This window comes from Pseudoalteromonas sp. B131b, assembly GCF_037162545.1.
In the GTDB taxonomy this organism is placed as follows: Bacteria; Pseudomonadota; Gammaproteobacteria; order Enterobacterales; family Alteromonadaceae; genus Pseudoalteromonas; species Pseudoalteromonas fuliginea.
The window spans coordinates 28,883-55,091 of record NZ_JARLUZ010000001.1 but is presented as its reverse complement, the minus strand read 5'-3'; the positions used below and the strand labels follow the sequence as shown (position 1 = coordinate 55,091).

At 37.7% G+C, this 26,209-nt stretch carries 19 protein-coding genes and 3 pseudogenes; 13 read left to right on the top strand and 9 right to left on the bottom strand.

What is annotated here, in order from left to right; genetic code table 11:
• The first annotated feature begins 143 nt into the window (after nt 1–143).
• Entirely contained in the window at nt 144–1,196 is a 1,053-nt protein-coding gene (gene dinB / locus P4S65_RS00270) for a DNA polymerase IV (protein WP_033016120.1), read from the top strand.
• A gap of 130 nt (nt 1,197–1,326) precedes the next feature.
• A complete protein-coding gene (locus P4S65_RS00265; protein WP_337119338.1) occupies nt 1,327–2,862 on the top strand; it encodes a M17 family metallopeptidase in 1,536 nt (511 codons plus the stop codon).
• A 362-nt stretch (nt 2,863–3,224) separates the two neighbouring features.
• Here the strand turns inward: P4S65_RS00265 and P4S65_RS00260 are convergent, their stop codons facing one another.
• Both P4S65_RS00260 and P4S65_RS00255 read right to left on the bottom strand, forming a co-directional pair.
• Nucleotides 3,225–4,859, bottom strand: coding sequence for a methyl-accepting chemotaxis protein (locus P4S65_RS00260; protein ID WP_337119337.1), 1,635 nt, complete (start codon nt 4,857–4,859; stop codon nt 3,225–3,227).
• Nucleotides 4,860–5,004: 145 nt separating this feature from the next.
• On the bottom strand, nt 5,005–7,188 hold the full coding sequence (locus P4S65_RS00255; RefSeq protein WP_337119336.1) for a S9 family peptidase: 2,184 nt from the start codon (nt 7,186–7,188) through the stop codon (nt 5,005–5,007).
• 152 nt (nt 7,189–7,340) lie between these two features.
• Here P4S65_RS00255 and P4S65_RS00250 point away from each other — a divergent pair, with 152 nt between their 5' ends.
• Entirely contained in the window at nt 7,341–7,745 is a 405-nt protein-coding gene (locus tag P4S65_RS00250; protein ID WP_337119334.1) for an HIT family protein, read from the top strand.
• 41 nt (nt 7,746–7,786) lie between these two features.
• On the opposite strand, the gene P4S65_RS00245 is transcribed toward P4S65_RS00250, so the two are convergent.
• A complete protein-coding gene (locus P4S65_RS00245; RefSeq protein WP_337119333.1) occupies nt 7,787–9,487 on the bottom strand; it encodes a dipeptidyl-peptidase 3 family protein in 1,701 nt (566 codons plus the stop codon).
• Between the two features lie 300 nt (nt 9,488–9,787).
• On the opposite strand from P4S65_RS00245, the gene P4S65_RS00240 reads away from it, so the two are divergent.
• Entirely contained in the window at nt 9,788–10,627 is an 840-nt protein-coding gene (locus P4S65_RS00240) for an HDOD domain-containing protein (protein WP_007377026.1), read from the top strand.
• Between the two features lie 434 nt (nt 10,628–11,061).
• On the opposite strand, the gene P4S65_RS00235 is transcribed toward P4S65_RS00240, so the two are convergent.
• Nucleotides 11,062–11,718, bottom strand: coding sequence for a Crp/Fnr family transcriptional regulator (locus tag P4S65_RS00235; RefSeq protein ID WP_002962665.1), 657 nt, complete (start codon nt 11,716–11,718; stop codon nt 11,062–11,064).
• A gap of 287 nt (nt 11,719–12,005) precedes the next feature.
• Here P4S65_RS00235 and P4S65_RS00230 point away from each other — a divergent pair, with 287 nt between their 5' ends.
• Nucleotides 12,006–12,242, top strand: a complete 237-nt coding sequence (locus tag P4S65_RS00230; RefSeq protein ID WP_007377025.1) for a YgjV family protein — start codon at nt 12,006–12,008, stop codon at nt 12,240–12,242.
• Between the two features lie 15 nt (nt 12,243–12,257).
• On the opposite strand, the pseudogene P4S65_RS00225 reads toward P4S65_RS00230, so the two are convergent.
• The 5 genes and pseudogenes from P4S65_RS00225 to P4S65_RS00205 all read right to left on the bottom strand — a co-directional run bounded on the left by P4S65_RS00225 (nt 12,258) and on the right by P4S65_RS00205 (nt 15,380).
• Nucleotides 12,258–13,969: pseudogene (locus P4S65_RS00225) on the bottom strand (amidohydrolase).
• A 134-nt stretch (nt 13,970–14,103) separates the two neighbouring features.
• On the bottom strand, nt 14,104–14,340 hold the full coding sequence (locus tag P4S65_RS00220; protein WP_007377023.1) for a calcium-binding protein: 237 nt from the start codon (nt 14,338–14,340) through the stop codon (nt 14,104–14,106).
• Nucleotides 14,341–14,349: 9 nt separating this feature from the next.
• The gene (locus P4S65_RS00215) at nt 14,350–14,586 is read right to left on the bottom strand and encodes an EF-hand domain-containing protein (RefSeq protein ID WP_337119332.1); all 237 of its coding nucleotides are present in this window, start codon (nt 14,584–14,586) and stop codon (nt 14,350–14,352) included.
• 308 nt (nt 14,587–14,894) lie between these two features.
• On the bottom strand, nt 14,895–15,122 hold the full coding sequence (locus P4S65_RS00210) for a hypothetical protein (RefSeq protein WP_007377022.1): 228 nt from the start codon (nt 15,120–15,122) through the stop codon (nt 14,895–14,897).
• Nucleotides 15,123–15,146: 24 nt separating this feature from the next.
• Nucleotides 15,147–15,380, bottom strand: a complete 234-nt coding sequence (locus P4S65_RS00205) for an EF-hand domain-containing protein (RefSeq protein WP_033031627.1) — start codon at nt 15,378–15,380, stop codon at nt 15,147–15,149.
• Between the two features lie 331 nt (nt 15,381–15,711).
• Here P4S65_RS00205 and P4S65_RS00200 point away from each other — a divergent pair, with 331 nt between their 5' ends.
• The 8 genes and pseudogenes from P4S65_RS00200 (at nt 15,712) to P4S65_RS00155 (ending at nt 26,162) form a co-directional block, all read left to right on the top strand.
• Nucleotides 15,712–17,169 carry a sensor histidine kinase gene (locus P4S65_RS00200; protein WP_096793637.1) on the top strand — a complete coding sequence of 486 codons (1,458 nt, stop codon included), beginning with the start codon at nt 15,712–15,714 and terminating at the stop codon, nt 17,167–17,169.
• A gap of 1 nt (nt 17,170) precedes the next feature.
• Nucleotides 17,171–17,713, top strand: coding sequence for a hypothetical protein (locus tag P4S65_RS00195; protein WP_337119331.1), 543 nt, complete (start codon nt 17,171–17,173; stop codon nt 17,711–17,713).
• Between the two features lie 2 nt (nt 17,714–17,715).
• Nucleotides 17,716–19,062: a sigma 54-interacting transcriptional regulator gene (locus P4S65_RS00190; RefSeq protein ID WP_096793636.1), complete on the top strand. Its 1,347-nt coding sequence runs from the start codon at nt 17,716–17,718 to the stop codon at nt 19,060–19,062.
• A 10-nt stretch (nt 19,063–19,072) separates the two neighbouring features.
• Nucleotides 19,073–19,572, top strand: a pseudogene (locus tag P4S65_RS00185) (DUF1543 domain-containing protein).
• A gap of 602 nt (nt 19,573–20,174) precedes the next feature.
• Nucleotides 20,175–23,208, top strand: a pseudogene (locus tag P4S65_RS21835) (TonB-dependent receptor domain-containing protein).
• Between the two features lie 128 nt (nt 23,209–23,336).
• Complete coding sequence (locus tag P4S65_RS00165; RefSeq protein ID WP_337119327.1) at nt 23,337–24,029, top strand: metallophosphoesterase; 693 nt, start codon at nt 23,337–23,339, stop codon at nt 24,027–24,029.
• The gene (locus P4S65_RS00160; protein WP_337119326.1) at nt 24,017–24,370 is read left to right on the top strand and encodes a hypothetical protein; all 354 of its coding nucleotides are present in this window, start codon (nt 24,017–24,019) and stop codon (nt 24,368–24,370) included. Before P4S65_RS00165 ends, P4S65_RS00160 begins: the two co-directional genes overlap by 13 nt.
• A gap of 220 nt (nt 24,371–24,590) precedes the next feature.
• The gene (locus P4S65_RS00155) at nt 24,591–26,162 is read left to right on the top strand and encodes a winged helix-turn-helix domain-containing protein (protein ID WP_337119325.1); all 1,572 of its coding nucleotides are present in this window, start codon (nt 24,591–24,593) and stop codon (nt 26,160–26,162) included.
• Nucleotides 26,163–26,209: the final 47 nt, after the last annotated feature.

Genomic DNA, 26,209 nt, shown 5'->3' with positions numbered 1-26,209 from the left:
TAATTAGTGCGCTGTTTTTATGTATGACGAGTTTACTAAACTTGAACCCACCATAATAAATCGATTAATAAGAGTTTAGGAGCTTGCTTATTAATAATGATTAAACAATAATGGCTGTATAAATAAACAGTGTTGTAATGGTGATGAAAAAGTTTATTCATATAGATATGGACTGCTTTTATGCGGCAGTTGAGATGCGCGATAATCCTAAGCTGGCCAATGTGCCGCTTGCTATTGGTGGCAATAGTCGTAGAGGTGTACTTTCTACAGCCAACTACATTGCCAGAGAGTATGGCGTGCGCTCAGCTATGTCTAATTATCATGCAAAACAATTATGCCCTGATTTAGTTATTGTACCTGGGCGCATGGCTGTTTATAAAGAAGCTTCAAATCAAATACGTGAAGTATTTAATCGTTACACCAACTTAATTGAACCACTCTCTCTTGACGAAGCATACCTTGATGTAACTGATAGTAGCGTTTGTAAAGGCAGTGCTACGCTTATTGCGCAGCAAATAAGAGCTGATATTTATAATGCTACAGGGCTTACTGCATCCGCTGGTATTGCTCCTATTAAATTTATTGCCAAAATAGCGAGTGATGAAAACAAGCCTAACGGTCAGTTTGTTGTATTACCTGATGAGGTGGATGATTTTTTAGCACAGTTACCTCTGGGTAAAATTCCGGGTGTCGGTAAAGTAACGCTCGAAAAACTCAATTTAAAAGGATTATATACAGGTAAAGATGTACGCGAAAAAGGCGTAAATTGGATGCAACAGCATGTAGGTAATTTTGGCGTATCGCTTTACCAAAAATGTGCAGGTGAGTATGTCGGTAAGGTATCTACTAATCGTATTAGAAAGTCGCTAAGTGTTGAGCATACCTATGAGTATAACAAAACCAGCTTACAAGAATGCCTAGAACAGTTGCCTACGTTGTTAGATGAGTTAAAGGTGCGCTTGGAAAAACAACAATTACAAAATCGGATTAATAAACTGAGCGTTAAGGTTAAATTTGCGAATTTTATAGTAACCTCTGCGGATCAGGCTTATCACCAATTAAATACTGAGGTTTTTACACAACTACTTACTAAAGCTTTCCAGCGAGGTGTGCAGCAACCGGTCAGGCTTTTAGGTATTGGGGTGGGTATTAAAAATCAACCTGATCAAAACTTCCAACTTAGTATTCTCGATTAAGCTGTAAAGCCTGTAATTGCAAGTTGCCACTAAAAAGTGGATTAAACTAAACACTTATCGCAGCTTGCTGGTCTTCAATATTCAAATCGACGATAATAGGGGCTTATGTTTTTTAACAGGACCTTTATTTATGGCATATCCAAAAGCCGTATTGGCTCAGCCAGTAAGTGCTAGCCTTGAATCCACATCACATGATGCATTAATCATTATTAGTGATGACTTTTCTCAATTACCAAATAATTCGCTACGTGATGCTGTTTTAGCACAATCAAAAGTAGATTCTCGCATTGGTAAGCAAGTTATTTTATTAGTGATTGAAAATAAGCGTGTAGTACTTGCGCCAACCGGCCCACTAAACAGAGATTATGATGATGTGCGCCGTTATTTTGATGCAGCTAAACTTGCAATCAACGAAGCGAAGGCATCGGGTTGTATCAACCCAGCATTATTTTTACCAAATTTAAATGGCGATAGCCGTTACCAACATGCGCTGGAAGTTGCTTATTTAGGTGCTTGCCAAGCATTATGGCAGCCATTAGAAGCGCGTGAGTTTCATGGTGAAGGTATTGAACCGATAGCAAGTATTGGTTTAGTTGGTGCTAGCGAGCAAACAATTAAAGCCGTTAATGCAATTGCTGCTGGTCAATATGCTGCGCGTGATTTATGCGGTACTGAACCTGAACGTATGGCTCCACCGCGCTTTGCAGATTACTGTGTTGATTTATTTAAAGGCTCAAACATTGCGGTTGATGTAATCGATGATATTGCAGCTATTGATAAAAATTACCCAATGTTAAGCACGGTTGCTCGCGCATCGTATGCAGTTGAGCGCCATCACCCACGTGTTGTTAAGCTTGAATATGTACCAGAGGGTGAAATTACTCGTACCCTAATGTTTGTTGGTAAAGGCCTTGTATACGATACAGGTGGAGCCGATTTAAAAGTAGGCGGCCATATGGCAGGCATGAGCCGTGATAAAGGCGGCGCAGCATCTGTTGCGGGCTTTATGAAAGCCGTTGCTGATTATCAGCCTAAAGGCGTTAAAGTGGTATCGTACTTAGCTGTTGTTCGTAACTCTATTGGCTCAGATTGTTTTGTGCCAGATGAAATTATTACTAGCCGTGAAGGTGTTCGTGTACGTATTGGTAATACCGATGCAGAAGGGCGTTTAGCAATGGGCGACCTGCTTAGCGAAATGAAAGATTTAGCTAAAACTGAGGTTAATCCAACGTTATTTACTGTAGCTACATTAACGGGTCATGCAGCTCGCGCAATGGGTCCATACGGTGCGTATGTTGAAAATGGTCCAGCTCGTAGTGCTGGTGTTTCACGTCAAATCGCTGACCTTGGAGATTTGTGGGCCGATGGCGCTGAAGTATCGCGTTCACGACGTGAAGACTACGACTTTATTAAACCACGTACGCTAGCTGACGATGTTTTATCTAGCAATAACGCAGCATCTGCCGTTACTGCGCGTGGGCATCAGTTCCCAATGGCATTTATGGCTATTGTTGGTGGGCTAGATAAGCACGGTAACGACTCTACACAGCCTTTACCTTACGTACATATGGATATTGCGGGTAGTGGCGTTGAAGGTGGTGATTGGCAGCACGGTAAGCCAACTGCGGCATCAGTAACTAGCTTGTTTGCTCGTTACTGTTTATAAAATTTAAGGCCTGTTGACCTTTGTGGATTAAAATTTGTTATACCCAATGGCGGTTTGATCACGACTCGAAATTTTTAACCTAGTGGGCTAGGTAGTTGCTCCTGCGTTACTTATATATGTAACGTAGGATGAGGCCAAAGGGTAGAGTATGTTTGTCATTTATGAAGAATAACCAGATACCATAAATAGGCACTGCTTTACTTAATTACCAAACATACAGCTGAAAATTTAATCTGGAAAGATAAGCAGGTCTCAATATATAAATAAAAGCCCCAAATTATGAACCATAATTTGGGGCTTTTAATTTACACTATTTAAAATGTGACTCGAGGCTGATTTTTATTCTGAGTTCAATATTTAAACTATAGCTTAAAGCGATTAACAACATTGGATAACTCCGAGCTGCTTTGTTTTAGTTTATCACTAGCATCGGTAAGTTGTTTTGTATTGCTTAACGACTGTTCAGTTGAATGTGATAGGTCATTAATACGTAAATTAACTTCATCGGCTGCAGATGTTTGCTGTTCAGTAGCACGCGCTATTTGACTGTTCATTTCAGTTATTACTGATACAAGTCTTTCAATTTCGTTAAGTGACGTGTTGGCAGATGATGCTTGATCAACCGTTGATACGGAAAGTGTTTGGCTCGCTTTTACGGCTTCAACAGCTGCTTTAGTACCTTCTTGCAGCTTGGTGATCATTGATTGAATTTCATCAGTACTTTTCCCCGTACGACTCGCTAGTGTGCGCACTTCGTCGGCAACAACGGCAAAGCCTCGGCCGTGCTCACCTGCTCGAGCGGCCTCAATTGCAGCGTTAAGTGCAAGTAAGTTGGTCTGCTCCGAAATACTTCTAATAACATCGAGTACAGAACCTATATTATGGCTTTCGTTAGCTAGATCTTCCGTTACACGGCTCACTGTTTCTATATTGCTAGAAAGGGTTTCTATGGCAGTGATTGTTTTAGCTACAACATTTTTACCAGTAGATGCATTTTTAGCTGCATCATTAGCAGCCTCTTCTGCGGCTTCCGCATTACGGCTTACATCATGTATTTGGTGAGTCATTTGCTCCATTGCGGCGGCAACTTGAGTAGAGCTGTCGTTTTGTAATTCGATGAACGATCGACTTGTTTTACTTGATTCGTCAACAGTATGAACGTGCTCATTAACGTCTCGTACACTTTGTGAAACATTAGTAAGTGATTCACGCATTTTTGATATAAAGGAATTAAATGATTTAGAAAGCTCAGAAATCTCATCGTTGCCTTCTTCATTTAAAGTGCGCGTTAAATCGCCTTCGCCTTGAGAAATATCTTTCATCATATCGGCTGCAAGACGTGTTGGGATAAGAATACTTTTGCCAATAAAATAGCTAAGTAAAATAATGGCTAATATCATTACAACAGCATAGAGAATAATTAGGTTTCGTTGTTCTGAAAATGCGGTATCAATTGAATCAAGGTAAACACCAGAGCCAACAATCCATTGCCACTGATTAAATCCTTTAACAAATGCAATTTTTTCAACGGGTTTATCTTTACCTGGTTTTGGCCATTTATAAGGTATAAAACCCTCGCCATCTTTTTTCACTATATTTACCATATCAACAAATAATGCTTTCCCGTCGGGATCTTTATTATTGCTTAGGCTTTTGCCTTCAAGTGCTGGTTTTATGGGGTGCATTACCATTTCTGGTTGGTAGTTATTAATCCAAAAATAATTAGTTTCATCGTATCTAAGTGCACGAATAGTTTGTATCGCTTGGGATTGAGCTTGTTTTTGCGTAAGCGCTTTATTTTGTTCAAGCTCATAAAAGTGATCGATTATGCTATACGCGGTTTCTACTACATTTTGTGTTTTAAGGTATTGTTCGTTCTTAAGGGCATTGTATTGGTGAGTTAAGCTCGAAATACTCAATACAATTAAGCCAAAAATAACAATACCTACTAAAATGGCAAAACGCTGGAAAATACTAAAACGACGAAGATTAAGCATACATTTATCCTTTATGAGTTTGCACTATTAAGAGCTTAGAATAAGCGTAGCTAAAAAGTGTATTTAATCTAGGCTTAGCCGCTAATAAAACAAAAAAAGGCTGATTTTTCAATCAGCCTTTAGTCTACCTTTAATATTAACTCATCTATTTAACATCAAAATGACGATTAAAGAAGTTTGTTATGGTTTGATGTAAGTGTGTTTGCACTTGTTTCCCACGTAGGCTGTGTTTAGAGCCAGGGTAGGTCATCATTTCAAACTGTTTTTCGTTATCTTGAAGCTGTTTAAATAATTTAGTGGAATGCGTAAACAATACGTTGTCGTCAGCCATACCATGATAAATCATTAATGGGCCTTTTAAGCCATCTGCATATGGAAATACAGCGCTGCCTTTGTAGCCTTTAGCATTTGTATCGGGGTGACCTAAATAACGCTCTGTGTAATGTGTATCGTATAGAGCCCAATCGGTTACTGGTGCACCTGATACGCCGGCTTGAAAGTAATCGCCCGCTTTAAACATAGTCATAAGTGCCATGTAGCCGCCGTAGCTATGGCCATAAACACCAATGCGTTGTGGGTCTACGTAATCAAGGGTACGTAAAAACTCTACGCCTTTAATTTGATCGGCAACCTCAACCACACCTAAGTTTTTATAAATAGCATCTTCAAACTTTTTACCACGGTTGTACGAACCACGGTTATCTAGTTGAAAAATGACATAACCTTGTTGCGCCATGTACTGAAAGTACAAGTTTTTACTGCGCCAGCTATTCGTAACTCGTTGAGCATGCGGGCCGCCGTATACGTTAACAATAACAGGGTGCTTTTTGCCATCAGTAATGTTGCTAGGCTTAAATAAACGGTAATGCATAACTTGACCATCATCGGCTTTAATTGTGCCGTATTCTGGTTTTGTTAAGTCGCTTAAATAAGGAGTAAGGGGGTGGCTACTATCTAGCTTATTTTCTTCAAGCCAGGTAATGAATTCGCCGTTTACTTTACGAAGTGCTGCTGAGTTTGGTTTATTATCAGACGAGCTATTATCGATAAAGGTTTTATTGTCTTTTGCTAGCACAACATTATGGTACTGACCTTTTTCGGTAATACGTTTGGCATCGCCTTTTTTAAATAAAGGCGCGCTGTATAAATGGCTTTCAAGCGGTGTATCTTTTCGACCAGCAAAATACACAATGCCTTTTTTCTCATCAATGCCTTTTAAACTATCAACAGCCCAATCACCAGAGGTAATTTGACGAACAAGTTGACCGTTTGTGCGATACAGATATAAGTGTTTAAAACCGTCGCGTTCAGATGCCCATACAAAGTGTTTTTTGTCTTTTAAAAACGCAAGATCAAAATGTAGGTTAATCCACGTTTCACTGTTTTCGGTCAGCGCTACTTTTTGGGCTTTAGTTTCGCTGTTGTAAAAACGCAGCTCTAATTTATGTTGCGAGCGATTTTGCCATTGGTAAGAAAGTGTATTACCGTCTTTTAGCCATTTAGCACGCGCGATATAAATGTCTTCATCTTTACCTAAATCAATCCAATCTACTTTTTGATCATTTAGTTTAACCACACCGAGTTGAATTTTTACGTTATCGGTGCCTGTAAACGGGTAGCGTTGGTTAAATAATTTAACTTCATCAGCGTAAATTTCGTTACGGATAGCTTCTTTTACTGGGGTTTCGTCAACGCGGGTATAGGCAATTTTAGTTTCATCACCTGACCACCAGTAACCTGTCATGCGGCTCATTTCTTCTTGAGCTACAAATTCGGCCATGCCGTTTTTAATTACGCCGCCGCCATCTTTACTAAGCTGAATTTCTTTACCTGATTCAAGCTCTAAAGCGAATAGGTTTTGCTCTCGAATAAACGATACGTAGTTACCTTTAGGTGAAAAGCGTGCATCGGTTTCAAATGTTTCAGTGTCGGTTAGTTTTTTACTTTTAGCAGAGGCTAAATCGTAATAATAAAGGTCGCCGTTAAGTGGGAATAAAAGTGCTTTGCCATCTTTAGACCATTTGTATTCAAGTATGCCTTTACCAAAAATACGTTGGCGTTCGCGGCGTGCTTTTTCTTCATCTGATAGATTTTCTGGGCCTGAAAATAACTTTGCCGAATCAACTAGCACACGATTGGTGTTATCTTTTAGGTTGTATTCCCATAAATCGTAGCGGTTGTAGTCATCGCTTTTGCCTTGTAGGTAAGTTACACGGCTGCCGTCAGGCGAAAATTTAAGTTGCACAGGCGACTTACCCGACAAGCTTGGATCGTCAAAAATACGCTCCAGCGATAAAGGTTTTGCTTGAACAGCAAGGGTGCCAACCATTAATGGCAGGGCCAGTGAAAGATGTTTTATTTTTTTAGCACAAGGTTGCCTTCGCTTTTATAAATATTGCTTTGAATGGTAAAGCCAAGCGTGTGCAACTGCAACTAAATGCTATAAAGTGGCAATTATTAAAGACAAAGTAGGACATAACAATGACTAACCCTGAATTTAAATTAGCGCCAGAGCTTAAACGCGACTGTATAGAACTTGCCGATTGGCCGTTGTGTAAAGTACTTTTATTGAACGACAGCTTGTATCCGTGGTTTGTATTAGTACCTAGGCAAGCCAACTTAAAAGAGATAATTGATTTATCTGAGAATGATCAAATTGTTTATTTAAAAGAGTCAGCCAAGCTAAGTAAATTATTAATGGATGTATTTAGCCCGGATAAATTAAACATAGCGGCTTTAGGTAATATGGTGCCGCAATTACATATTCATCATATTGCGCGTTTTACGAGTGATGCTGCATGGCCTGCGCCAATATGGGGTAAACACCCAGCAGTGCCTTATACAGATCTACAAATCACAGAGTTAAAAAAAGCGCTGCAGTTTTAAGCTGCAACGCTTTTTTAGGGTTTAACTAAGTTTAACTAAACTTATTTAAGCCCTAGTACTTCCCTACCTTGCTTAAATGTTACATCTACAGGGATATTAGCTTTACTTAGTTTTTCTAAGTCTTTAGCAAGTTCTTCTTTAATGTCGCCATGCGTTGCAATTAGTTGATCTACTTTTTCATAATCGCCATCACCTTGTAAGGTTAAAATTAAGCGAGAAAGCTTGGCCATTGCAATGCTCATTTTTTCCATATTAACGCGGTATAAGCCTTCTTCATTTTTAGAAAAAGCACCTTCTTGAGCAAAAAAGTTAAAGCGGATCATATTTGCTTTACCATGCGCGCTTGATGCTCCAAAACGAACTGAGCGGAATATACCTGCCATGAAGGTCGTGTAATAATCTTCAATAGTGCCTTCAGTAATTTCGCCTTTTTTAAGTAACTGTTCAATCATGTATAGACCTAAAATATCGGCTTTACCTTCTTCAAGTGCACTTGCGTGTTCTTGTAGTGATTGACGAACAGTACCTTTACCTGTGATTGTATTTTTAATACCTAAACCGTGAGCCACTTCATGGAACATCGTATTGGCAAAAAATGCATCAAAAGTAATGTGTTTACGCTGCTCTGGTACAATTAACTGCTCTGAAATTGGCACTAAAATTTTATCAAATTTAGCACGCATTGCGTTTTTAAGTTGCAGACGACGAGTTCCTTTTTCTAGCTGTACTTGCTCATCGTTTGGTAAGTTAATTGCTATTGTTTTACTGCCTGCATTTGAATGCCCAGCGTAGTAAACAACATCATATGCATTTAGGTCGGCGTCAGAGCCTGGTACTTCTTGTTTGTACTTAGCATCAACGGGTAAGTCTTTTTGAAGCTCAGGTAAAAATGCTGCAAATTTAGCTAGGCGTTCACTCCATTTTAAATCTTTAATAAGTACGTAAGATTCATAAGCAGCGCGGTAACCAAATAACTGATCTTCATAAGTTTCTATAGGACCAATAACCACATCAATAGGGTTATTTTTCATGTCCATCCATGCAAAGTCAGAGACTTGGAAGTCATCTTTTTGCAGAGCATCAGCGCGTAGGTTTAAGTAACTAGCAAATTCTTTGTCATCGGCGAGCTTACTGGCTTCGCGCAAAAGATCAGCTGCTTTTGCAAGTTCTGCAGCGTATTCTTTTGAGTAGGGTACGCTATAAAGCTTACCTTGCTCGTCACGCTTAATTACAGAATAAAGCCCTGTTTTGTCTTTTACGTCTGCATTATTTAATTCTTCTTTGGTTATGTCAGCAGGGTAAAACTGTGCACCAAGTGGCTTTTCTTTATAGCTGGATAAAAATGCTTTATCGCCATTTAAACGATCCCATGGGCCATAGTTTATATCGGCAAATTGACGTACTTTTTCGTCACTTAGCTTTGCTAAAAAAGCATCTTTATTATCACCAAATGCTTGTTTCCAAAATAACTCATCCATTACTTTTGAAGCGTCAATAAGCTTTGCTACCATCGCTCGTTGGTTGTCGCTCAGGTGTGATAAATCACTTTGCAGACTAAAGTCGGTGTAAATATCTAAACGTTGTTTATCTGCATTAATAAGCTTAGGACCTGATTGTGCACTGCTTTTTTGAGCAAGCTCTACGGCTGTGTTGTCGGTAGAAGACGGCGCTTGTTCAGAACATGCACTAAGAAAAACGACACCAGAGAGCATAATTGCTTGGCTAATTTTATTTAAGATCATTATGTTGCCTGTTTGAAAAGTAAGTTTAATAATTTTTATGCACCAGCTAAGTAGCTAAATACATATAAACGTTTGCTTATAGTGACTGCATTAAAGCAAAACTAAATGGTAAATAGCAAGTGTTAGGCGTTGTAAGACAAGCCCTTGCGATAAAAGACATAGAATAAGGAATAAACTTCTATAATTTTCTTAACTTTAACGGTAAGTTAGACAATACTAATTGTACTATGAAAATTACAAAAATTAATTGTCGAAGTTTGCAGTTGCATTGCAATCGAAGAACAAAAGGATGAAAGATCTATGTCTACAGAAAATGCATTATTAACAATTTTAGTCGATAGAATAAATAACGATACACTCGTTTTACCTACATTACCTGAAGTTGCTGTAAAGGTTCGCCAAGCTGCTGATAACTCTGATGTCAATTTGATGCAAATGGCAGATGTGATATCACAAGACCCCGCGCTTTCTGCTCGTATGATAAAAGTAGCTAATAGTGCGATTATGGGGCGCTCTGTAAAAGTATCCAATTTACAACAAGCAGTGACACGTATTGGACTTCGTCAAATTAAAAATATTGCAACAGCAATGGCTATGGAGCAATTATTTGTATCTAATAACGAGATAATTAAAGGCTACATGGGCAAAGCTTGGCAAAAAACATTAACGGTTGCGAGTCATTCGATAACACTCATGGAGTTTTACTTAAAAAATAATAAACATACTTCATTAAATCGCGATTCAATCACTCTAGCTGCATTGGTTTATAACATTGGTGTGTTACCTATTTTAACTGAAGCTGAGCGTCATCCTGAAGTATTTGCTAACCCGAGCTTTTTAGCTCATGCAATTCAAAAGCTTAGTGGGAAAATTGGTTCTTCTATCATGCGTGCTTGGGAGTTTCCTGAAGAATTTTCTAATGTCGCTTTAAGTTGGGCTGATCCGAGTTATAAGTTAGAACAAATAAGTTATGTCGATTTCATTCGTATTGGCGCTATTTTAGAGGGAACACTCCAGGTTTCTGATAAGTCAGCTGCTTTACAAGTGTATATAGAAAAAGGGGTTATCCCTTCCATGGATCTGTTCTCGAGTGATGAATACAACGATATGCTTGACGATGTGAAAGACATGTTTAGCTAAAGTAAGTAATACCAGTCCGTTTAGATTATTTAAAGGTTTATACGGATTGGTATTAATGTTGACTATTAAAACACGATTTAATTGCAATGCTGTTTAAGGTATACATTGGAGCAATTTTTTGAAATATTTAAATAACCTGAACTCTGGATAATAAATCCATCCCGAGCAGCAATTTTTAGCGCTAACTGCGTTGAATTTACTTGCAATAGGCCAGTTATCGACAGTATTTTCTTATCTCAAAATAGGTCTCTTAATTAAGCGAATTGGGGATTATTTGCTGTACAAGCACGCACATTCTAACATTGTCATATTAAAAATCTGATAATCGCAACTCATATCAAATTTTTAACTGAATGTTGTAAGGCCTTAAATAACCTTTTTATGGATAACGTTTTACTAATTATTTAACTAGCCAAGCCAATTAATCAAAAACCTTAAAGCTGAGCAAAGCTGTCTACGTATTCACTTAGTTTTGGTATATCAACCGCTTGCAAACCATCGTTACTTCTAAGCACTAAGCCTTTTTCTACAAGTTCTGTAACAACCCGCCTGTAAGCTCTCTCAGTTGTTGCAAAACGTTCGGCTTCTGCATTTACCGTAGGATAGGCTCTAAGCAGTGTAGGGTTGTTGTTTTCGGCTCTTAGTAAACAATCTTTAGCTATGTTGTAGCTTAGCGGTAGTAATAGCTTATCTAGATTGATTTTTTGATTTTCTTGAAATTTAGCCGCTATAGTCTGCGCTGTGTATAAACTCAGTTCTGGTTTTTCAAGCAGCAGCGCGCGCCAATGCCTTAATTCAATAAGGTTATAGGTTACATCACTAAAACACGTGACCGTATAAATACACGGATTATTATTTAGCGCTTCTATTTCACCAATAAGGGTGTTGTTACAATCCAATTGTCCTAACAGCAGGCGTCGTCCATTTCCTACATCGTAACTAAACGACACAGTGCCACTGCGTACAAGCACAAGCTTGCTTAAAGGCTGATCTTGATGGATCAGAACTTCTTTTTTTGATTGTTGATAGCTACTACCGGCAAAGGTTAAAAGCTGATCAACAAGGTAACTAGAAAAATGGTATTGAAACATCAATGTGCTCTTCGGACATTTGTCCTATTTATTACATCTTAATGACGATAGCATTAAGACACTAAGAATTTACGCTAACTTGCTACTAATACTATTAGCTTTGCTAAGAGTATTATTTTACCTTCATTTCCCGTGTAATGATTTAAGAAGTTGCTGGTATTTTCCGGCAAACTTTTTCAGGTTTTTTAAGCAAGTTAGCTTTTTTATTTTGTTGTTACTTTGCAATACTTATAAATGTCATAAGCTAGCAGTAGTGTAATGCTAACCTAAAGGCTGGGAGAGAACAATTGAGTTGGGAATATTTAGGTTATATTGCGTCAGCTTTATTGGTTGCATCGTTAACAATGACTGATGTAGTAAAACTACGCTGGTACAACATGTTTGGTTGTATTGTATTTACTGCATATGGTGTTGCCATTGGTGCAGTACCTGTGATTTTTACCAACGGCTTATTGTCGCTCGTAAATTTATATCACATTATAAAAATATATCGTCAGCCAAAAGTTGAAGCGCCTAAAAGCTAAAATACTACGCTGTAACTATAAAGGGTTAACTTGCGTTAACCCTTTATAGGTTTTATTTATCGATAATATTTTTTCTTTTTCGTACCGTTTTATTCCTGCTATCCATGTTTGCAACACATTCGTTTCATAAATCTCATCAACAGGTATTTTAAAGTAATCTTTGTCTATTAAAATAAAGTCAGCCCATTTACCTTGTTCTAAGCTACCAATTTTAAACTCTTGATGTGCGGCATACGCACCGCCTAAAGTAAATGCACGTAATGCATCTTCTCTACTTAATACTTCACTTGCACGCCAACCATTTTTAGGTAATTGATTGTGGTCCATGCGTGTAATGGCTGAATATAACCCATAGAATGGATTAGCGAGTTCTACAGGGTAGTCCGACCCAGCCGCAATAATAGATCCTTGCTGTAAAAAAGATTGCCAAGCGTAGGCACCGCTTAGTTGTTTTTCAGTTAAGCGTTGCTCTGCCATATGCATATCTGATGTAGCATGCACTGGTTGCATTGATGGGATTATCTTTAACTTTTTAAAGCGAGGAATGTCTTCAAGCGTTACAATTTGCGCATGTTCTATACGGTTACGAAGCAATATCCCTCCCGTTTTTTAAACACCTTCTCATAAGCATCAAGTACCACTTTATTTGCTTTATCGCCAATAGCATGGGTGTGAGCGCTAAAACCGCGCTTAAAGCTTTGCGTAAAGAGTGCTTCGAGTTTTTCTTGTGTCTCTAGCATTAATCCATGATGGCCTGTACGGTCTGCATAATCTTCAATAAGAGCTGCGCCACGAGATCCAAGTGCACCATCGGCGTATACTTTAACACTGCGGATTGACATGAAACTGTTTGCGTCTTGGTATCGCCCTGCTTTAAGCATTGTGTTTAAGTCGGGGCTAGCACCACTTAACATGGCCACAATACGCACAGGTAAATTTCCTAGTTCACTGCGTTCTTTGTAAACTTCCCACGTTGCTTTATCAATGCCAGCATCATGGGTAGAGGTAATACCTAAACTTAATAAATGTTTACCTGCTGCATCTAGTGAGTCGCTTATATCTTGCTTGGAAGCTTCTGGCATATGCTGGGTAATTAGCGATTCTGCTTTATCTACAAATATGCCGGTAGGGTTGCCAAATTCGTCTTTAATTATTTCACCGCCTTCAGGTGCTTTTGTTTGGGCGGTAATACCTGCAAGTTCGAGCGCTTTTGAATTTGCCCAAATAGCGTGGCTATCTACACGTGAAAGCACAACTGGACGATCATTAACTACTTTGTCTAAATCTTTAGCTGTTGGGAAGCGGGTATCAGCCCAAAGCTCTTGGTTCCAACCTCGCCCTATAATCCAACCTTGTTTGTTATTGGCAAATATTTTTAGTTTATTTGTGACTTCATCAACCGATTTTGCACCACGTACATCAAGCTGCGATAAGTTATCTCCCAGGCCAATAACATGGCCATGAGCATCAATTAAGCCTGGTAATAAGGTGCTACCTTGTACATCAATGAGCTTGGCGTCTGGGTAGCTATCTTTAAGTGTATCGCTACCTAGTTTTACTACCTTGCCATCTTTAATGACAAGGGTAGAAAACTGCTGTACTTCGCCTTTGTATAAAGGGGTGTAACCATTGGCGTTATAAATTACTTTTGTTTGTGCAAGAGTGTAGCTAGAACTTGCGCAAAGGCTGGCTAGTATGAGTGGTTTGATTAGTTTTTTGAGTAGCATAAGGCATTATTTTTTTATTGTTAGTGAATCAACACTAACAAAATCATTTTTATAATACCAATATGATGAGATGGTTGGGGGACGAAGTAAACTAAAGCTAGTTAGTGATACCTACCTAGCTTAAGAGTTAACAATTATTTACTCGCGTATAAACCGTATTCATTTAATGTTAGCTTACCATCTTTATCTTGATCATAGCTTGAAAATCGAGACCAAAGAGCAGGGTCTATTGATGCTTCTCCACGTGTTAAAAAGCCATCTTGGTTTCTATCAAATTTATTAAATTGTTCAACAATATTATTGCTTGCGGCAAAACTTAGAGTGCAAAAAGTGCTGAATGCAAAAAGTGCCATATAGCGTATTTTTTTCATAGGAAATACTCAGTAGAGGTTATTGGTTAGATAATTTTTAAATTCGATTAATGAAATTTGGTTATCTTGATCTTTATCCCATATCAAAAATGTGCTCAATAATTGTGGTTGAGGTTCAAGTTCATCATGGGTTAAATAACCATTTTTGTTAGTATCGAGATGGGAAAAGCGTTGCTTAACATCAAGTGCTAGGGCGTCAAAGCTTGATAGTATTAAGATGCTTGTAACAAAGGAAAGTATCTTCATGGTATTTCTTCCAAAAGATTATTTAACCTGTAATCTGGTTGAGAAGTTAGCTAACACATCTGGCCTATTACGAGTAAATTCAACGCAGTCAGCGCTGGGAATAGCTGCTTGAGATAGATTTATTAACCAGAGTTCAGGTTATTTAGGTTATTTAGGTTATTTAGGTTATAAACAATTTAGTAGAAGCGGGGAAAGCACTTGCCATAATTTAAATCCCAACATTAAATCCTTTTACACACTCCCTCAGGGATTATGGCAAATGCTTTAGTTCACTCTACTAGATAAAAGCTTAAGCAAAACTTAACTTGTTAAGGCTTAAAGCTTTTAAACTCTGTCTTAGAAATCACTTCATCATCGTTTTCGTCTAAATCGGTAAATTGCTTCATTACTTCTTTGTCTTGCTTGGCTTCGATAATTGATATTTGTCCGTCCATGTCTTTATCTAGGTGGGCAAAACGCACATTTGTTGGCGATGCAATTACGGTGGCACTAATTGCTAAAAACATTAATGAAAAAGCGGCGATAAGTTGTTTCATAATCACGTTCCTTATTAAATGAGTTTATTGAATAAATTTTTTGAATTCATCTAGCGACAATTGCCCATCTTGATTTGTATCAATTTGAGAAAAATTCTCGTGTAACACGGCATCTTCACCTGCTTCGGCTTCACTTAATGTGCCGTTACTGTCTTTATCAAGTTCGTTAAAAGTCGCGTGAACGTCCATTGCGTGTGCATTAGCGCCTAAAAAGCCTAAAGCCAGTAATGATGAAATTACTAAAGTGCGTTTGTTCATAATTATTTCCTTATTGATTAAAGTTATTCCTCCTATTACAAAAATGGTGCCAATAATAATTATTGTTATTTTTCAATTGGTTATTATTTTTGCTTTAAGCCAGTGAGAAGTTTTTACTGGGTTTATTGTAATTTTTGTGCGCCTTTTGCAACATTATTTGGTGGGGGTGAAAGGGAGTTTATTAAAATCAACGAGTTACGTTGTCTCTATTTGGCGACACATTGTTTTTGTAGCGCTGGCTGTTAATCGTATTAAATATAATTGCTGGTTCAGCTAGTGTATAAGGTAAGCACTTAATAATAGAACGCTTAACTTAAAAGGACTAAACGAAATGCCAGCAACCATAGCTAAAAAATACCAAGCAATGCTTAACTGGCGGCCTAATTTAATTGGGCAATTTGCAATGAGTATGCTGCTTTCGTTACTCCCGCTTTCTATAGTGGTGATTGTATTTTTAAATGCGCTTAACAAGCAATTAGCGGTTACTCAAAGTATCGTGAGTAACAACTATCAAGTTACCAAATCGTTTAATACTCTAAAACAAGAGCTCAACAGCCTTGAGCGCGCCACTAGGCAAAACTGGGTATTAAAAAGTGAATCGCTTGATAAGCTCATTGTCGATAAATGGCAATCATCCCTACAAAGCATTGATGAACTCAAATTTGTAAACACGAATAAAGAGTATATTCACCAATGGCAACGCTTATATACCACCTTACAAACCGCGCATGTAAAACTCGTTGAGCAAAAACAACAACAAGCTGAGCTATTTGTGCCAGTGAGCGATTTAGTTGCTGAGCTTACTTTATGGTTACGTGATAAAAACGAAGCGCAAATTACCAATAACCAAAATGAGCTTACAAGCTTACAAACTTCATTTATAAACTGGCTGGTGGCACTTATTCCGCTTACTTTAATTGTTGGTGGTGGTTTTTTATGGCGTATAAGTGGGCGACTAAAAGGGTTAACTACGGTTATTGATAAGCTAGGGCAGGGGCATTGGCAGCAAAAAATATCTGTGAAAGGTTCAGCTGAGCTTGTTGAGCTAGGAGAAAAGCTCCAATGGGTGCAAGAGCAACTTCATATGCTTGAGCAGCAAAAAGATACTTTTTTACGCCATGTTACCCATGAGCTAAAAACGCCGCTTGCGTCAATGGTTGAAGGCACTGACTTATTAACTGATGAAATAGTAGGCCCAATTACCGCTGAGCAAAAAGCAGTGCTTGAGCTTATTAGCCAATCTATGGTGCGCCTTCGCACAATGATTGACAGCCTGCTGAGTTATAATGCGATTCGCACCAGTAAAGACAGCTTAAGCGAAGTTGAATTTAGTCTTCTTATTAATAAAATTAATAGCCATTTTGAGCATCGCTTAAGTGCGCGTGAGCAAGCTCTGCAGTGGCAAAACACTTTACCTAACAAACCGCTTGCTTTACCTAGTGAGCTTATTGAGATGATTTTAATTCAGCTTATTTCAAATGGCTTAAAATTTTCAGATAATAAGCAAAGCGTTACTATTAATTTAGCGCTTGAGCAAAACCAGCTTTGTATCGTTGTACTTGATAAAGGGTGCGGTATTAAAGAGCAAGAAAAAACTCAAATTTTCAGCGCATTTTATCAAGGTAAACACAGTAAAAATGTTACGCTGCAAGGCAGTGGGCTGGGCTTAACTATTGTAAAAGAGTCTGTTGAACAGCTAAGAGGTACACTTACTGTTGAGCATAACGAGCCACATGGTTGCCGGTTTTCAATTAAAATTCCCATAACAAAAAGTCTAGGAGTTAATTAACATGCGCTTGCGTTTAATCGCTATTTTATGTGTGCTTAGTAGCATGGTTATATCAGGTTGTGAAATTAATAATGGGCAAAAAGAGCGTGTGTCAATTACACCTGCACCTGTGGTCGATACAAAAAAAACGAACGACAAAAACAGTAACCCTAGTCCAAAACCTAAACCAAAAATTGAACCAAGCTATCCTCCTGCAGAGCAAGTTATTGCATGGCACGCTAATCAGTGTGGCGGATTTAAATTGGTACCTAACAAAGATGTTTTTACAGGTGAAAACGAGCTTAAACGCTTTTTTAAATTTATGTGCTTAAACATAAATGATGATCCAAATACGGTAATGACTAAGTTGCTAAAACTCGATCTTGCTTACTTTTGGCCTGATGACATAAAGCAATATTTATGGCTTCAAAAGCAGCAAGTAACTATGCAAATAAATGCTAAAAAAGAGCAGCAAGCACTTAATAATAAAATGCAAGAAACCCTCTCATCGTTAGCTACGATTGAGCAGCAACTTTTACTACGAGAAGAAACGAAGGAGCAGTAACGATGGCAGCAACTAAAGTGCAAAGTGCAAAAGTATTACTCGTTGACGACGACGCTAGCTTATTAAAACTGCTCGCTATTCGTATTGAATCAAAAGGATACGAAGTGACAACCTGTGAAAACGGCTTAACCGCACTACAAATACTTAAAAGCCAAGTGTTTGATGCCGTAATAACCGACTTACGCATGGATGAAATGGATGGTATGGCACTGCATCGTCAGCTGCAAAACCGCTACCCAGCATTACCTGTCATTATGATGACAGCGCATGGCTCAATTCCTGATGCAGTAGAGGCAACTAAGCAGGGCATTTTTGCATTCATAACTAAACCTGTAGATAAAGATGAGCTATTTGACAGCCTTGCTAAAGCAATTGAAATTCACGGTGTTAACGCTGATGAAGCTGCACCTAAAAGTAATATAGTTACGCGCAGTGGTGCAATGCTGCACTTGTTAGAGCAAGTAAAACTACTTGGGCCAACGCAAGTTAATGTACTTATTTCGGGGGCTAGTGGTACTGGTAAAGAGTTACTCGCACAGGCGATTCATCAGCATAGTCATGTAAGCGGTGGCCCTTTTGTTGCAATTAACTGTGGCGCTGTACCAGGGGAGCTTTTAGAGTCCGAATTATTTGGTCATAAAAAAGGCTCGTTTACGGGTGCAATTAAAGATCACCAAGGCTTGTTTCAACAAGCACAGGGTGGCACGTTATTTTTAGACGAAATAGGCGATATGCCGCTTAACTTGCAGGTTAAGTTACTGCGCGTATTACAAGAAAAAACAATTCGCCCAGTAGGTTTTCAAGAAGAGATAGCAATAGATGTGCGTATTGTATCGGCAACACACAAAAATCTTCCTGAAGCTATTTTAAACCAGCAATTTAGGGAAGATTTATACTATCGTTTAAACGTAGTTAATTTAAAATTACCGCCACTGTGTGAACGCCGCGAAGATATAAGCTTATTAGCACAACATTTTAGTGCAAGCATTGCTAAGCGCATGAACCAAAATGAAAAACACTTTGCAAGCGATGCTATGCATGCACTTGTACGTTACGATTGGCCAGGTAATATCCGCCAATTGCAAAACGTAGTAGAGCAGGTTGTAGCATTAACGCCAAGCGATGTTATTTCAGAGCACTTAGTGTTAGCTGCGCTAAATAGTAATGAAAAAAACGTAGAACCATTATCACTAAACGACGCTAAAAAAGAGTTTGAGCGCGACTATGTAATTAACACTTTAAAAATGGCTGGTGGTAACGTAGCTGAAGGCGCTAAGTTTGCCAAACGTAACCGTTCAGACTTTTATAAACTGATTAAAAAACATAATATTGATGTAGATAATTTATAAAGAGAAGCAAATGCAGTTATTTATGGTGTATTTAGGGGGCGAATTCAGGGTTGCCATATAGAAATGCATGATATTCGTTTTGTTGTAGGGGAGAATATAGAACAAACCTACTCAAAGTTAAAAAGCCAGTGGGTAGGCGACAGAAGTAATGTTCACATGGATAGCTACATGGCAATTAATCATATAGATGGTTTTAAAGTAGAAGTAGTCGAGAGCTATGTGGAGCAAAATAAACAACTCTATTTTGTAAATTTAGGCGCTTACCGAAGTGATTCTATGGCTGAGCAACACGACTTTGCACTGTATGTTGCAAGCAGTAGCCATGAAGCTAAAGAGCGTGCTAAAAACGATTTACTTGCAGGGCTTAGCCATATTCATAAAGATGATTTACATGATGTAGACGATTGCTTTGCCATTGATTTACTCGACAGCCAATTGAATATAAAGTTAACCCCCAGCGGTGAAGCACAAACCATAAAGCCAGATTGGTTTGGCTACCATATATTGTAATGACTTATGAGTATCGGAGCAGCTTGTTATTAACGCTGCTTTTTTTGTGAGATTAAAGCGACATAAAGACATGTTTTGCTAAAAGCAAAGCAATGAAACTAACTTTTAATGACACCTATATTGCAACATTTCTCCTTCCGCACGATATTTATATCTTTCAAAAGCTAATAATTAATTGTATCTGCCTGATGTGGGTACTCTTTTATTTTTGCATGATCCAAGTTGTAAAAATACATAGAAAAAGTGCAATCACTCTTAAAGTTCATCATCAACCTCACCTAATTAGATGCCAATAATCTGTGGCAAAGTAAAAAGCGTGCCACCTAATAAAGCGCGCCATACATACGGTTAGAAAACAGTGTGTTTCAATGAAAGCTAACTACGGTATGTGATTGCATGCTTTATGTAATATTTTAAGTTATTGTTTTTAAATGAATAGACTTTAAAAAGATATAAAGAAGTGACATAAAGGAGATTAAGGTGATTGCTATTTAATTAACATTTATTTAATTATAAGTAACAAATAAAATAATTAATAAATTGAACTGTTTTAACTTAAAAATAATGACATAAATATTAAAAACATTCATAAAGGGAAGCGTGTGAACACTTTATCAACAAGAAAATGCCTATTAGTAATCGCGATCACTGCAAGTTTTTCTCAGCAAGTGATAGCACAAGAAAATATTGATGTTGGACCACAAACAAATACAACGTTAGCTAAAAAAGTGGCCAAAACCAAAGAAAAAGTAGAAAAAATTGTTATAACAGGATCTCGTTTAAGACGTGATAGTTTTAGTGTTCCTACACCACTAGTTGTTATGACTCGTGAAGATATTGCTGATACAGGTGTGGGATCGTTAGCTGATATTTTAGTTGATGGTATTCCTTCATTAACTGAAGATATTAGTAATACTAATAGTCAGTCATTAGTTTCGGGTACCGGGCTTTCTACCGTTAATTTACGCGGTTTGGGTGCTAGTAGGACGTTAACATTGATTGATGGGCGTCGTGTTGTTTCAAATAGTTACAGTGGTAATAAAGTAAGTTTAAGTACGATCCCTAGTGGTATGGTGCAGCGCGTTGAAGTTATTACCGGTGGCGCATCTGCAACTTATGGTGCAGATGCGGTATCAGGTGTGGTTAATATAATTACGCAAACTGATAAAGAAGGCTTTAGTTTAAGCGGTCGAACAGGGGAGTCGTTTGAAGGCGGTGCAAAAGAATTCACGATTGATATGGATTACGGTACTTCATTTGATGATGATAAAGGTTACGTCTTTGTTAGCTCTAGTTGGGACCGTGAATTTGGATTAAGTTACTCAGATAGAAAACGTGCCCAATTAGAAGATGTTCATGGCTACGACAGCTCGCTTATGTGTAACACAATGCAAAATGCAGATGGCGATGATGTATGTATGCGTGATCAAACACCCGCCGATTGGGCAAGCAAAAGTGATGGAACTCTAGGAGGCGTATTTTTAGAGTCTAGTAATAATGACACTCAATTTTGGTACGATGGGCAAACGTTACGTGATGATTGGAAAGGTAACGAAGAGCGTTACGGTATTAATTCAAATGAGTATGTTGCGCTCAAAATACCAAATGATAAATTTAGCACTGCCGTAAAACTTAATTACGATATTAACGACTCACTAACAGCATATGCTCAAGTTCAGTTAAGCCTTACTAGTTCTTTCAATAATAAGTCACCAGAAGACGATTATGAAAGTGCCTATGTACCAACTTTTGATGCAGAAACTGGCGATGCTTTAGATGATATTCGACCTGGATATATTCCAATAGATAACCCTTATGTTCCCCAGGAGATGATTGATACTAATCCATATAAAGATCGTATTTATTGGGATAGACGTTTTGGTGAAGTAGGTAATATTACAACCGAAAATAATCGTACAACCCTTCGTACTTGGGCTGGTTTACAGGGAACCGCTTTTAATGATGAGTGGGAATGGGATATGTCGGTAGGCTTTGGTAAATTTCATCAAGAACAGCATCGTAATAACGAACTAAATATAGTCAAAGTAAACCAAGCTTTGCAAGCAGAGCAACTCGAAGATGGTACTATTCAATGTAAAGATGAGCAAGCACGTGCAGATGGTTGTGTTGCATTAAATATATTTGGCGAAGGTTCAATTACACCAGAAATGGCCGATTGGATACGCAGTAGTCCAACAATTAATACCTATATTGAGCAATATAATCTTTTAGGTTACATGACAGGGGATTTATTTAAGCTACCAGCGGGTAATGTATCAGCTGTATTTGGAGGTGAGTACCGCAAAGACACTGTTGATTTACAAACCAGCGAAGAGCTAAAAGTGGGGGGATCACTTGGAATACAATTCCTGAGTTTAATGAATCAATGGATGTGTTTGAAATATTTAGTGAATTTAGTATACCGCTACTCAGAGAAGTAACTTTTGCTAAGTCACTTTCAGTCGAAGCGTCATTACGGTTAGCACAATACAGCGTCGATAGTTTAGACAACGTAGCCAGTTATAAGCTTGGTTTTATGTGGATACCCGTTGAAGGTTATGGCATTAGAGCTAACTATTCACGTTCACAGCGTGCGCCAAGTATCAGTGATCTTTATTCACCTCCTCGAGGTGACTTTGATAGCTTTGATGACATATGCGAAGGTGTAACAGCTACCTCAACAGAAGTTGGCCATGCAAATTGTCGATTAGATCCAACTCTTGCTACTTTAATCTCTGAGGATGAAGCATTTGAGTTGGCAGATGAGAACAATAGTTACTCTCCAAATGCAGGTAATTCAAATGTAAATGTTGAGACATCAGATTCTTACACGTTTGGAATCACAATGGCGCCTGACTTTTTAATAGGCTTCAACCTCGCGATAGATTACTACGACATTTCAATTGAAGATGCGCTTGGAGAAATCCCTAACGAAGAAATATTAGAGCAATGCTATAACTCAAGCCTAAGTTATGGCACCGACAATGCATTTTGTAACGATATTACACGAAACAGTGAAGGCCAGATAACTAAAATTATCCAACGTGTATATAACTTAAACGAAGAAAGTGCGCGTGGGGTTGATATAACATTTTCACAAAAAATTGATCTAAATGATTACGGTTCTTTAACACTAAAAGGTGATTTTAATCACGTTATTGAGCAGTCAACGACTTATGAAGGTAACGATGGTTTAGAGACCTTAAATTATGCAGGTTATTATACATCTCAAGATAAAGGTTCGGTTTCACTTCGATGGAAGCTTGATGAGTTAAGTGTACGCTGGAAAGTTAAATACTTGGGGGATTCAAAGATGAGCTAGAGACTGATGAAGATGTTAGCGATTATCTGGATGCTGTAGCTGATAATAAGGTCCTTTGTAATACGGGTGATAGCGGGTGTATTGAAAACCCAGAGCCATTGTACTTCCAAAATTACGGAACCTACCTAAGACACGATATTTCAGCCTCGTATTCAATGAAAATGGATAAAAACTCTCGTTTGAAAATATCAGGCGGTATCAATAATATATTTGATAATAACGGTTTGTTCCACAAAAGCACTGGTAACTACTACAGTGGTTACGGTGGTGGTGTTGGTCGATTTGGTTTTATAAAAGCTGAATATTCATTTTAATCGACGATAGCTTTATTTAAGTTTTTGCCACAAGGATGTGGTTTCATAAGGTTAAATATGAAACATATATTTTTTTACTACTGCCTTTATTAGTATGTTCTGGGTTATATGCATTTTTTGAATATGACTTGTACACAAAAAATCAACAAACAACAATTAATGAGTTTTTTGTACTAAAAGACGGGCCTTATATTGCTGAAAGTAACTCTGTATTAGATATAGCTTGGATTTGTAACGATAAGGCGAAACACCAAGCAACAGAATTTAAAAGCATACCAATTTATTTTTCTCAGTGTGGTTTAACCGCAGAGGTAAACACCCTTGAGTTTACTGAAGATATAATTGAATTTACTGGAGTTTCTAAAATAGCGGCTCTAAGTGATTTGCACGGACAGTTTGATTTAATGAAGCAATTATTAACCAATAACAAAATTATAAATAATGAGGGCAAGTGGAGCTATGGGGATGGCCATTTTGTGATTACCGGAGATATATTTGATCGTGGTGATAAAGTAACTGAAATTCTATGGTTTATTTTTGAACTTGAGCAACAAGCTAAGCAAGCTGGTGGCTCTTTGCATTTATTATTAGGTAATCATGAGGTTATGGTACTGAATAACGACTTACGTTACCTGCATGCTAAATATGTCCGCACGGCAAAGTTACTTGATGTAGAATTTGTTAGTCTATTTAATAAGCACACTATTCTTGGTCGTTGGTTACGGAGCAAAGCGGTGTTAGTAAAAATAGATGATTATTTATTTGCTCATGGGGGTTTCACCCCGACTTTGCTAAAAGTGCAGTGTCATTGCAATCGATAAACACAGTTTTTAAACAAAATTTAGTTAAAGTTGAGCTAGGTAACCCTAGAGAGGGCTTTGCTAAAGAATTACACAAAAAGAACGGGCCTATTTGGTATCGCGGATATTTTAAAGATGATGGTGCAACAGATATAGAAATCGATTTGTTGCTACAACATTTTGAAATTAAAAATATAGTGGTGGGACACACCTCTCAAAAACGAATAGAGTCGCGCTACCAAGGTAAGGTGATCGCAATCGATAGCAGTATTAAAAATGGTGAGTACGGAGAAATTTTATTTATAGAAAATGGTCTATTTAGTCGAGGCACTTTATCAGGCAAACGTTTAGCATTAAATTAAGCTTAATATAAGGGGAGGATTACTTGCTCTTTTTTTATTTTTATTGGAATAGTCAATAATTCATCGTGACTAAATTAAAAACCAGCATTCACCTATCCAACATTTGTGTTTTAATTACTTAACTCATGTAGAATAAAATAATAACTCGTAAACAGTGAAATATTGTTTTTAGATGTAATTGTTTGTATTTTAAATAAAATAGTAAGGTAAGTATTTCATTATGAATGTTGAACAGCCTTTTTTTCTGGGTCCCTATACTGTGCTGCCTCAAGAAGATGCTATTTTAATCAACACTAAAAATAAGCAATCAATTCAACCAAAAGTAACAGAGGTACTTTGCTATTTGGTTTTACATTACCCTCGTGTTGTTTCTCGCGCTGAATTAATTGAGCATGTTTGGGGGAATAATGAACTCGTAGGGGAAAAAGCACTTACTAATACCATCTGGCAAATAAGGCAATGTTTTAAATATCCCAATAATGAAATTTGTGTAATAGAAACAATACGCAAGAGAGGTTATAAGTTATTAGTTAAACCACAAGCCGTTAACGTAGAACAAGCTCCTTCCCTTTCAAGTAAAAACGACAAATCTAATGCTATACCTTGGTTAACCACACTATTTTTAATAACTATAATCATAGGCTTACTTTCTTTTTACTTAGCTCCTAAAAAGGCAGCTAATGCCACTGTTACGCAAATAACTAAAGATCCTGGTAGTGAATTATTTGTTTCACCTTCACCGGATGGTAAAAAAGTGATTTATATATGGGCTAATAATGCAGGGCGTCACTTATATTTAAAAGAGTTAGCTGCACCTCAAGTGCCACCTATACAGCTTACTATTACTAATGCATCCTATAGTCGAGCTGTTTGGAGCCTTGATCAACAATATATTTATTTTTTATCTACAACTGCCTCTAAGTGCTTTGTTATAAAGTTTGAACTAATTAGTAAGAAGGAAACTAAACTAGCTACTTGTCCAGTTACAACTGGAGTTAAATATATTGCAATGTCATCAGATGGAAGGACGCTCGCTTTTAATTCTAAAGTGACAGGAGATATAGAAGACGGCATTTACTTTTTAAATTTAAATAACAATCAAGCAAAGCCTGAGCGGTTTAGTTGTCAAGACAATTGCGCATACAGAGAACGTGATATTGCTTTTTCTCCTAATGGTGAATACGTTGCCGTAGCAAGGCGTGCCAGTAATACTAGCGAAAATATATTTATAGTAAACTTAAAAACCAAAGCTGCTCAGCAAGTTACATTTAAGCATAATGATATTGAGGGGATGACCTGGCATAAAAGTAACGATTTGCTTGTCTTTGGAAGTCAAAAAGCAGATAAGCATTCAGGGTTTATACTTAATTTAAAAACCTTGAAGCAAACACCTTTAAATATATCTGGGTTTGGCTTTCCTAGCTTTTCTGCAGACGGCAGTCTATTTTACCAAAAGCGCCGAGAAACTTACTATATAGCGGGTTACGATCTTTCTACATCGGTTGGTACTAGTATTTATCCCGTTATTGAATCTGAGTTTAGCAATAAATACCCTACTTATTCAGAGGTATCCCAAGAGCTAGCCTATCTATCAAATGAAAGTGGTTATTACGAAGTGTGGCTATCTGATATTTATGGCAGTAATCGCAGGCAGCTTACTAATTTAAAAAAGAATGCTAAATATCCCCTTTGGTCTAATAATGGTAAGAAATTAGTATTTGCGAGTGCAATTAGTAAGAGTGAAAATGAAATTTATGTTTATAATTCAGTAACAAAAAAATCAATCGCTTAAATATTACATTAGATAAGTTTGGTCGCCCTACTTGGCATCCTAATAAC